The sequence below is a fragment of the Streptomyces sp. NPDC101776 genome (genome assembly GCF_044766845.1).
Taxonomy (GTDB): Bacteria; Actinomycetota; Actinomycetes; order Streptomycetales; family Streptomycetaceae; genus Streptomyces.
The window spans coordinates 148,437-158,229 of sequence record NZ_JBIWMV010000003.1; the positions used below are offsets into that span (position 1 = coordinate 148,437).

At 72.1% G+C, this 9,793-nt stretch carries 12 protein-coding genes; 8 read left to right on the top strand and 4 right to left on the bottom strand.

What is annotated here, in order from left to right; all coding sequences use genetic code 11:
- Positions 1–46: 46 nt before the first annotated feature.
- A complete protein-coding gene (locus ACIRRY_RS12100; protein ID WP_403971150.1) occupies positions 47–1,159 on the bottom strand; it encodes an NAD(P)/FAD-dependent oxidoreductase in 1,113 nt (370 codons plus the stop codon).
- A gap of 70 nt (positions 1,160–1,229) precedes the next feature.
- On the opposite strand from ACIRRY_RS12100, the gene ACIRRY_RS12105 reads away from it, so the two are divergent.
- Positions 1,230–2,312, top strand: coding sequence for a hypothetical protein (locus ACIRRY_RS12105; protein WP_403971152.1), 1,083 nt, complete (start codon positions 1,230–1,232; stop codon positions 2,310–2,312).
- Between the two features lie 27 nt (positions 2,313–2,339).
- On the opposite strand, the gene ACIRRY_RS12110 is transcribed toward ACIRRY_RS12105, so the two are convergent.
- A complete protein-coding gene (locus tag ACIRRY_RS12110) occupies positions 2,340–2,468 on the bottom strand; it encodes a hypothetical protein (RefSeq protein ID WP_403971154.1) in 129 nt (42 codons plus the stop codon).
- On the opposite strand from ACIRRY_RS12110, the gene ACIRRY_RS12115 reads away from it, so the two are divergent.
- The 6 genes from ACIRRY_RS12115 (at position 2,469) to ACIRRY_RS12140 (ending at position 6,716) form a co-directional block, all read left to right on the top strand.
- The gene (locus ACIRRY_RS12115) at positions 2,469–3,290 is read left to right on the top strand and encodes a transcriptional regulator (RefSeq protein ID WP_403971156.1); all 822 of its coding nucleotides are present in this window, start codon (positions 2,469–2,471) and stop codon (positions 3,288–3,290) included.
- Between the two features lie 147 nt (positions 3,291–3,437).
- On the top strand, positions 3,438–3,734 hold the full coding sequence (locus tag ACIRRY_RS12120; protein ID WP_403971158.1) for a hypothetical protein: 297 nt from the start codon (positions 3,438–3,440) through the stop codon (positions 3,732–3,734).
- A gap of 52 nt (positions 3,735–3,786) precedes the next feature.
- Positions 3,787–4,374 (top strand): Imm21 family immunity protein, encoded by a 588-nt coding sequence (locus tag ACIRRY_RS12125; RefSeq protein ID WP_403971160.1) that lies wholly within the window; start codon positions 3,787–3,789, stop codon positions 4,372–4,374.
- A 264-nt stretch (positions 4,375–4,638) separates the two neighbouring features.
- Positions 4,639–5,631: a dihydroxyacetone kinase subunit DhaK gene (dhaK, locus tag ACIRRY_RS12130; protein WP_403971162.1), complete on the top strand. Its 993-nt coding sequence runs from the start codon at positions 4,639–4,641 to the stop codon at positions 5,629–5,631.
- Positions 5,632–5,677: 46 nt separating this feature from the next.
- A complete protein-coding gene (gene dhaL, locus ACIRRY_RS12135; RefSeq protein WP_403971164.1) occupies positions 5,678–6,295 on the top strand; it encodes a dihydroxyacetone kinase subunit DhaL in 618 nt (205 codons plus the stop codon).
- A 10-nt stretch (positions 6,296–6,305) separates the two neighbouring features.
- A complete protein-coding gene (locus tag ACIRRY_RS12140; protein ID WP_403972243.1) occupies positions 6,306–6,716 on the top strand; it encodes a PTS-dependent dihydroxyacetone kinase phosphotransferase subunit DhaM in 411 nt (136 codons plus the stop codon).
- A gap of 52 nt (positions 6,717–6,768) precedes the next feature.
- On the opposite strand, the gene ACIRRY_RS12145 is transcribed toward ACIRRY_RS12140, so the two are convergent.
- The gene (locus ACIRRY_RS12145) at positions 6,769–7,425 is read right to left on the bottom strand and encodes a TetR/AcrR family transcriptional regulator (protein ID WP_403971166.1); all 657 of its coding nucleotides are present in this window, start codon (positions 7,423–7,425) and stop codon (positions 6,769–6,771) included.
- A gap of 142 nt (positions 7,426–7,567) precedes the next feature.
- Here ACIRRY_RS12145 and ACIRRY_RS12150 point away from each other — a divergent pair, with 142 nt between their 5' ends.
- Positions 7,568–8,329 (top strand): SDR family NAD(P)-dependent oxidoreductase, encoded by a 762-nt coding sequence (locus tag ACIRRY_RS12150; RefSeq protein ID WP_403971168.1) that lies wholly within the window; start codon positions 7,568–7,570, stop codon positions 8,327–8,329.
- Positions 8,330–8,358: 29 nt separating this feature from the next.
- Here ACIRRY_RS12150 and ACIRRY_RS12155 read toward each other — a convergent pair whose 3' ends face one another.
- Entirely contained in the window at positions 8,359–9,105 is a 747-nt protein-coding gene (locus tag ACIRRY_RS12155; RefSeq protein ID WP_403971170.1) for a glycoside hydrolase family 75 protein, read from the bottom strand.
- Positions 9,106–9,793 lie beyond the last annotated feature (688 nt).

The window sequence follows — 9,793 nt, forward strand, 5'->3', positions numbered from 1 at the left end:
ACCACGAAGAAGCCCGGGTATGCAGCTTCCGCCGGTCTTCCCGGTGTCACCGGGAGAACCGCTCCGGGCGGAAGTCCGCGAGCAACTCGTCCCTCTGCCCGTCGAGGATCTCGGCCGCGAGGAGCCGGCCGATCACCGGCCCGAGGGTGATGCCGCTGTGGGAGACGGCCTCGTAGTAGCCCGGTACGGACGGCACCGCTCCCACCGAGGGGAAACCGTCGGCCGGAATGGGGCGGAACGCCACCCGGGTCTGTGCGATGCGGGAATCGGTGAGTGCGGGAACGACCTGTCGTACCGATGCGTGCAGCAGCCGGGCGAGTTCCGCAGGATCCTCCTCGCCGGTGTCGATGAGCGCGTCCACCTCGCGGCTGTGGAGGACCATCGAGCTGTCTCCGTCGGGACGGATCTCGATGTGGGGCGCGTGCATGGCCCGGTGGATAGGAACCGGGGCGCAGTCGATCCGGGTAACGACTCCGGGTTCCCGGCGCATCGGCAGATGACGCCCGACGAGTTCGGCGATCCGGGAGGCACTCGGGCCCGCCGCGTTCACGACGGCATCGACGTCGAGAACACTCCCGTCGGACAGGGCGACGGTCCACACGCTCCCGTCGGCCTCGGTGGCGACGTCACGGACCTCGGTACCGGACCTCAACTCGCCCCCTGCGGCGACGGCTTGGCCGACCAGACGGCCAACCAGACGACGGCCGTGCACCCAGGCCTCGTCGGGGTAGAGCAGGACGGGTGTCTCGTCGGGCAGCGCGAGGGCGGGTTCCAGGCGGCGGCGCACCTCGGCCCCCGTGGACACCTCGACCCGGTAGCCCCAGCGGGCCAGCAGTTCGGCCGTGTCGAGGAACTTCGCCTCCTTCGCGGGCTCGTCCGCCCAGCGCAGATGGCCGCCGGGATACCACCAGGAGTCCGGCCCGACGGTCGCGGCGAGTTCGCGGTGCGCCGCCATGCCCGCCACGTTCAGGTCGAAGTAGGACCTGCGCACGGTCTTGTTGCTCGCGTTGACCCACGAGAAGGACCAGTCGGTGACGCCTTCGCCCGGCCGGCCCGCGTCGATGAGGACCACCTCGGCACCGCGCCGGGACAGGTTCCAGCCCACGCAGGCTCCGAGGATGCCCACGCCGATGACAACGACACGGCCTGGTGGCCGCACGGAACCTGTCCTCACCATCGAGACTTTCCCCGTCTGCCCCCGTTCACCCGCCCCCTGCACAATCGCCGGTGTGACGATCATCGAGAACGTGCCGGCGCCCACGCGCAACACTCCCCTCGCCTTCGCCCGGGGGATTCTCACGGGTGGTGTGACCGGGGCGTCGTCGGCCGCCTTCGTCGTCGGCTGCGTCATCGAGAGCGTGACGTTGTGCGCGCTGAGCGTGGGCGTGCCCGTGGTCTACGGTCTGCTGTTCTTTCTCGCCGCGATGCCGAGGTGGGTTCGGGAGGCGGCGGTTCCGCTCTGTACGGCTCTCGCGCGGATCGAGACGCTGGAGGCCGTCGGGGGTGAGGCGACGAGCGATGTGGCGGTGCGGTTCGACGTGACGGTCGCGCCGGACGACGGGCCGGCGTACCGCGTCGTGTTCAAGCAGAACATCAACCTCGTCGACCTGTCCGACTACCGGCCGGGCTCGGTCGTGGTGGTCCAGTATCCGCAGGACCGGCTGTGGCGGGTGCGGATCGTGAAGCGGCCGGAGCCGGAGTGGGCGGAGCGGGTGGCCGGGGCCGGCATCGACTCGGTGCCCGGACCGGCCGTGGTGCGTGACCCCGCCGAGGGCTGTGGTGCCGTCGGCTTCGTGTCGCTGATCGCGCTGCTGCTCGCCGCGGCCGCCGTGATCCTGGTGTTCCGTGCCGACCTGTTCGACGAGGACACCACCGCGCAGCCGTCCGTCTCCTCCACCTCGTCGACCACGGTCGTCAGCTCGGCGTCCGGCACGGTCGCCCTCGGCGCCGGCCAGTCGTTCCTCGACCAGGGCGAACTGCGCCGGGCCGTCGGCTCGTTGACCAAGGGCAAGGACACCGGCCGGGCGCTCACCGTCGTCGTACAGGACCGTCTGCTGTCGGTCGTGTTCGTCCCCACCGGCTCGCAGGCCCCGGCGTTCGACCCGGACTCCGTGCCGTACGAGCGTTTCCCCGCCCTGGTCGAGGAGGCCAGGTCCACGCTCGGCGTCCGCTCTCCGGCGACCTGGCAGATCACCGTCGACCGCCTCGCCGGCTCCCTCACCGTCCGCGTCGGCGTGACCGGCAACGACGGCGCGGCCTCGCTGGAGGCGGACGACCAGGGCAAGGTGGTACGGCGCACCCCGGTCGGCTGACAGGCGGAAGACCGCCCGACCGCCGTCTCACCCCCCGCCCCCGCCGAACCGCAGCAGCGAGCGCCGCAGTTCCTGCTTGCGTCGGGTCACCGCCGCCGATCGCAGGCCGTCGCCGTCCTCCCTCAACTCCCTTTCCAGGGCACGCGTTTCGTCCACGTGTCCCAGCGGCAGGAGTACGTCCGCCAGGCGCAGCCGGGTCAGGGCCGCGCCCCGGCGATCGTCCGAGGCGCGGGCCGCCAACGCGTACTCGAATGCGGTCACCGCTTCCCCGGCCTCGCGAAGCGCCAGCAGCGCCTCGCCCCGCTGGAACTCGAAGTCGGCGCGTGCGTAGGACTCGACGAGGCCGAACGCGCCCACCTCGACGACCTCGCCCGTACGGCCAACACCAGCCGCCGACCGGCGCGCCGCCGGGCCCCACAGCCGATCCGCCCGAGCCTCCAGCACCTGCTCGACGCGATGACCGAGGCCCCGGCCTTCATCCGCAACGGCCGCCTCGACATCCTCGCCACCAATCGGCTCGGCCGCGCGCTGTACGCCCCGGTCTTCGCCGACCCCGCCTGCCCCGTCAACCTCGCCCGCTACGAGTTCCTCAACCCCGGCGCCGCCGACTTCCTCCCCCGGCTGGAGCTCCAGGCGGCCGGTGCCGTGGCGCTGCTGCGCACCGAGGCAGGACGGGACCCCTATAACCGGGACTTGACCGACCTCGTCGGTCAACTCTCCACCCGCAGCGAGAAGTTCCGCATCCTGTGGGCCGCCCACGACGTACGGCTGCACCAGACCGGCATCAAGTACTTCCACCACCCCGCGGTCGGCGAACTCGCCCTCCCCTTCGAGGCGATGCCCATCCCGACCGAGCCCGGCCTCACCATCACCGCACTCAGCGCCGAACCGGGCACCCCGGCCCACGACAGCCTTCAACTCCTTGCCAGTTGGGCCGCCACGCTGGACCAGGACAGCACCACCGCGAGCACCAACTAACTCCGCGCACGGCCGAGTTGCGCGAGGTCGTACGCCCCCTCGGAACCGGAGCCTCGGAAATCCAGTTCGCCGCGACGGCAACCGACTCCCCCGCCGACGACCACTGGAGCCCGACACATCCCACACACCGAGGGAACGAACCACCCCATGAGATCACCCCGTACGTCCCACCGACTGCGGCACCGCTTCCTCCGCCCGGTCCCCCTCGCGGTCGCCGCCGCACTCGTGGCCGGAACCGGCGCGCTGGTACCGATGCCGGCCAACGGCGCCGAACCGACCTACGCGGTGGACTACGACGTCGCCGGCCAGTGGACGAACGGCTTCCAGGGAACGGTCGGCATCACCAACAAGGGCGCGGCGCGGACCAGTTGGACCGGCGCCGAGCGGCGGGTCGACCGCCCGGGGGTACCGGCCGTATCGCCGTTCCCCGAGGTCGTGACCTGAGCACGGATCAGCCGCCGGGGGCGTTGTCAGTGGTCACGGGCACACTGACGGCATGAGCGCCTCTTCGCCTACGGCCGCCAACGCGTCCCCCGCCGCCCCTGTCTGGGTGGAGTCGATGGGCGGGCCCTTGATCGTCGTCCCCGTCTCCGCGTTGGCCGCGTGGCACGGGTGCACGGAGACCGGGGTCATGGCGGGAGACGCCACCGCTCCGGACGACTACGACCGGGCCTGCGCGGTGGACGATCTGGCCGGTGTGATCGCCGTGGGCGAGGACGGTGCACAGGCACTGGTGCTGGCGGACGAACCGGCCACCAGTTGCTATCTGCCCGAGCATCGAGCCTTCCTGCGGTGGCTCGCCGCCGACTCCGAGGCCGGGCTGAGGGCGGCGGCCGAGGCTGTCCTAACGGACCCGGCCACCGCGTGGGAGGAGTGCGGCACGTGGCTGTCGGACGGTCCGGCCACGCTCATGGACTCCGCCGAAGCGGGCTCCGCGCTGGACACCGAGTATCCCGGCGGCGGGACGCCCGCCCAGGCACCGGTCTCACTGCCCGCCGGCCACTGGAGAGTCCGAGCCACCCATACCCAGGCCGGCGAGGGGAACCGGGTCGGCCTGGTCCAGATCCTGCACGTCGCATCGTGATCGGCCGTCGCCCGGCGGGCTCCACGGCCGTCTCCGCCGCACACGGCGCAGCCGCGGCACAGTCCGAAGTGGTCGAGCGGACCCCTGAGCGTCCGAGCCCGTGACCTTCGCTGCCACAAGGTCGATACTCGAAGTCGGCGTCAACCCCGCCAAAAGCCGCGTCCGACCGTCAGGAACCACCAGGACCGTCCACTGCCGTAACCCACTCTGGCCGGCGAAGGCCCAGGTCAGAGACACATCTGTCAGGCTCGCCAGGAGGTAACCATGAAGATGTTGATCAACGTCGCGGAGACCGTGGTCACGGACGCGCTGCGAGGCATGGCGTCCGCCCATCCCGAGTTGACCGTGGACGTCGAGAACCGGGTGATCGTACGGCGGGACGCCCCCGTGGCCGGGCAGGTCGGGCTGGTTTCCGGTGGGGGGTCGGGGCACGAGCCCTTGCACGGCGGGTTTGTCGGGCCGGGGATGTTGTCGGCGGCCTGTCCTGGTGAGGTGTTCACGTCGCCGGTGCCCGATCAGATGGTGCGGGCGGCTGCCGCCGTGGACAGTGGCGCCGGGGTGCTTTTCATCGTGAAGAACTACACGGGCGACGTCCTCAACTTCGACATGGCGGCCGAGCTCGCCGAGGAGGAGGGCATCCAGACCGCCAAGGTGCTGGTCAACGATGACGTCGCCGTCACCGACAGCCTCTACACCGCGGGGCGGCGCGGCACCGGCGCGACGCTGTTCGTGGAGAAGATCGCCGGTGCCGCGGCGGCCGAGGGGCAGCCGTTGGACCAGGTGGCGGCCGTCGCCCGGCAGGTCAACGAGAACGCGCGCAGTTTCGGCGTCGCGCTCAGCGCCTGCACCACCCCGGCCAAGGGCAGCCCCACCTTCGATCTGCCGCCGGGCGAGCTGGAGTTGGGCGTCGGTATCCACGGCGAGCCGGGCCGGGAGCGGCGCCCGATGATGACCTCCGGCGAGATCGCCGACTTCGCCGTCCACGCGATCCTCGAGGACATGCCACCGCGCAACCCCGTCCTGCTCCTGGTCAACGGCATGGGCGCGACCCCGCTCCTGGAGCTCTACGGCTTCAACGCCGAGGTCCAGCGCGTGCTCACCGAGCGCGGGGTCGTCGTCGCCCGCACACTGGTCGGCAACTACGTCACGTCCCTCGACATGGCGGGTGCCTCGGTCACCCTGTGCCAGATCGACGAGGAGCTGCTGCGGCTGTGGGACGCCCCGGTGAAGACCCCGGGGCTGCGCTGGGGCATGTGACCCGGCGGCCCACCCGGTCAACTCACCCACCACGCAAGGAGATTCCGTGCTCGACGCCGACTTCTTCCGCCGTTGGTTGACGGCCACCGCCGCCTCCGTGACCCGCGAGGCGGACCGGCTCACCGACCTCGACTCACCCATCGGCGACGCCGACCACGGCGCGAACCTGAAACGCGGGTTCACCGCCGTGACAGCCACCCTGGAGAAGGAGGCACCGGACACCCCGGGCGCCGTCCTCACCCTCGCCGGCCGCCAGCTCATCTCCACGGTCGGCGGCGCGTCGGGGCCGCTCTACGGCACGCTGCTGCGCCGGACCGGCAAGGCGCTCGGCGATGCCGCCGAGGTGAGCGAGGAGGAGTTCGCCCTCGCGCTGCGCACCGGAGTAGACGCGGTCATGACCCTCGGCGGTGCGGCGCCCGGTGACAAGACCATGATCGACGCTCTCGTCCCGGCGGTCGACGCGCTCCCGGACGGCTTCGCCGCGGCACGCGCCGCCGCCGAGGAGGGCGCCCTGGCCACCACGCCCCTACAGGCCCACAAGGGCCGGGCGAGCTACCTCGGGGAGCGGAGCATCGGACACCAGGACCCGGGCGCGACCTCCTCGGCACTGCTGATCGCCGCGCTCCAGGAAGCGGCCGGGGCGACCGGCGAGGGAGATGAGTGACGTGAGCGATGTGAGAGACGAGCAGCTCGTGGGGATCGTGCTGGTGTCCCACAGCGCCGAAGTCGCCGCCTCCGTGGCCGAGTTGGCGCGGGGACTGTCCGGCACGGGCGCCTCGGTGCCGCTCGCCGCCGCCGGCGGTACCGAGGGCGGCGGGCTCGGCACCAGTTCCGAACTCATCGCCGCGGCGGCCGCGTCCGTCGACCGCGGCGCCGGAGTCGCCGTCCTCACCGACCTCGGCAGCGCCGTACTCACCGTGAAGGCCCTGCTCGCCGAAGGCGACGAACTCCCGGTCGGCACCCGCCTGGTGGACGCCCCGTTCGTCGAGGGCGCGGTGGCCGCGGTCGTCACGGCCTCGACGGGAGCGGACCTGGACGCGGTGGAGGCGGCGGCCGCGGAGGCGTACACCTACCGGAAGGTGTGAGAAGCCCACCCGAAGGTGCGAGGCGTCCACTGGGAGGTGTGAGGCCGCTCCGCTACGAAACCCCCTCCGCCACGATCACCAGCGCCGAGCGCAACGCCCCCGCCACATCGACCTCCCCCATCACCGCGTCCGTCCCCTCACCCGCGTCCGTCCCCGCCTCTCCCCCACGCCAGGCAAACCGCTCAACCGCCGCACGCAGCGCGGCGTTCAGCATCGCCGCCTGGATCATGGGGCGCAGGTCGTCGGCCGGCAGACCGGCGCGGTCGGCCAGGGCGCGGGCGAAGGCCGGCTCGGCCTCGTCGTAGGTCTGGAGCCAGATCGCGCGCAGGCCGGGTTCGGTGCGGGTGAGGCGTACCAGCGCGCTGCCCGTCGCGCCGTCGGGGCCTGTCGCGGCGAGGAGGCCGGTCGCGAGTTCCGGGTCGAAGAGGTCTTCCAGGGCGTGGCCGGGGCGCCAGTCCGGCAGCCGGGCGGCGATCACGTCGATACCGGCCGAGAAGAGCGGCCGTACACAACTCTCCTTGCTCGGGAAGTAGCGCCACACGGTGCGCGCGGAGACGCCGACCGCCTGGCCGATCTGTTCGCCGGTGGTCGCCGCGACGCCCTGGGCGACGAACAGTTCCACCGCGGCCCGGGCGATCTCCAGGCGGATCTCGGCCTTGCGCGCCTCGGTGAGAGGCGGTCGTCCCGTGCGTCCGCTGGATGCGGTCATCAGTTCCCCTCCGGGTGCGGTCGTGACCTCCCGGGATTCTCCACCATGACTCGCCCTCGACTTTATGTCACTCGAAGACACTAAGTCGTATGGTGAGTACACAACGGGCGCGGAGCCCTCGCACTACGGACAGGAGCACCTCATGGCCACTGGACTCGACGGACGCAGCGTCATCGTCACCGGAGCGGGTTCGGGCATCGGACGTGCCGCCGCCCTGGCCTTCGCCGCGGAGGGCGCCAAGGTCGTGGTCGCCGATCTCAACGTCGACGGCGCCGAGGCGGTCGTCAAGGAGATCGAGCAGGCGGGCGGCACCGCCGTCGCGGTCACGGGCGACCTGAGCGAGCAGGCGGTTGTGGACGAGGTCGCCGCGACCGCCGTGGAGCGGTTCGGCGGGGTCGACGTGCTGGTGAACAACGCCGGGATCATGGACCGCATGTCGGCGCTGGCGGACGTGGCCGACGCGGAGTGGGAGCGGGTCATCCGGGTCAATCCGACCGCGCCCTTCCTGCTCGCCCGGGCCGTGCTGCCGCACATGCTGGCGGCGGGCCGGGGCGCGATCGTGAACACCGCGTCCGAGGCGGGTTTCCGGGGCAGCGCGGCGGGCGCCGCGTACACGGCCTCCAAGCACGGCGTCGTCGGCCTGACCAAGTCCCTGGCCGTGATGTACCGCAAGCAGGGCATCCGGGCCAACGCCATCGCCCCCGGCGGTACGGCGACCAACATCTCCGTGGACGCCGACCGGACCGCCCTCGGCCCCGCGGCACTCGGCCCGCACTTCGTCAACGTGGGCCGCGTGGCCCAGCCCGAGGAGCAGGCCGCCGCCATCGTGTTCCTCGCCTCGGACGCGGCGAGCAACATCAACGGCGTGATCCTGCCGGTCGACGACGGCTGGTCGGCGGTCTGACGACACCGCCTCGGCCACGGCCCGCGGTCTCAGTCGATGCCGGTGCCGGTGCCCGCACCAGCTCCTGCTCCGGCTCCGGCTCCGACGAAGAGCCGGGCCAGCCGCTGTCCCGTCTCCACGGCCGCCGCGTGGTCCTCGATGGGCTTCACCCGCGAGTCCTTGAACACGATGTAGGTGACCCCGGAGTCCGTCCCGCCGCCGCGCGGGTCGGTGCGGATGCCCAGGCCCTTGGCCGTGGCGTACGAGGCCTCGCCGATGATGTCGTGCGGTCCGACGTCTCCTACGACGGCGTACTGCACCCGGTCCCGGTAGACGACGGCGGCGACCGAGCCGCCGCGGACGCCGTGGTCCCGGTGGTTCCAGAGGCCGCTCGCGGCGGGGACGACGATGTACGGGAGCCGTTCGGCGTCCAGATAGCGGCCGTCGGACTGCTGGAACGCCGTCATGGACGAGAAGAGCGGGTCGGTGCGCGCGTTGCAATGGGCACCGGCCTGACCGTCGCAGTCGATGTCCAGGTCGGCCTTCCAGTAGACGGCCTCCTTGGTGCCGCAGACCGGGATCGTCGCGCGCTCCCCGTCGTCGCTGCGGTACCGGCCGCGCGAGACGGGGGCGCAGTCCCGCACCTTGGCCAGCAGGTCGGCGGCACGGACGTCGCCCTCGCGCAGCGCACCCGGCCCCGCCAGGGGCCGGACCCAGGCGACAGGTGCGGCGGGCAGCATGGTCGGGGCGAGCAGGACGGCGCCGGCCACGGCCAGCGTCAGCGACTGGACACGCACGATAGAGAACCCTCTCCTGGGGGATCTGACGAACACTCAGCCCACCCTGGTGCCGGTCCGATCACGCGGCCACTGTTAGGGGGCCGGACGGTGCACGGCCCGAACTCCCGACAGGCACGGGGGACCGGAGACCCCGAGCCCGTGCCATGCCGAACAAAGACCAGGAGCCCTGAGCCCGTGCCGCACCGAACAGGGACCGGACCCCTGGTCCCGTGCCATATCGAGCAGGGGTCGGACCCCTGGTCCTGTGTCATGGCGAGCAGGGATCGGACCTCTGGTCCCGTGTCACATCGCACGGGGATCGGGCCCCTGAAGGCGCGTCACTCGCAGCGAGAGCCAAGCCCTTGAACCCTGCATCACTCCGGACGGATTCCGAGCCCGCGCGCCTGTGCCGCTCCGAACGGATGGAGCCTCGAGTCCCGTGCCACTCCGGACGGATGGAGCCTCGAGTCCCGTGCCACTCCGGACGGAAACCGAGCCTCCAAGCCCGCGTCACTCCTGACGGAAGCCAAGCCCGCACACCCGCGTCACTCCTAGCGGAAACCGAGCCCGCACGCCCGCGCTCTCCCGACGGGGGCCGGGGGGGGCGGGGGGGCCCCCGCCCGCCGGGGCCCCCCCCCGCCCGCGGCGGGCCGGGGGCGCCCGCCCACCGCGCGCGCCCCCCCCCCCCCGACACCAACACGAGGGG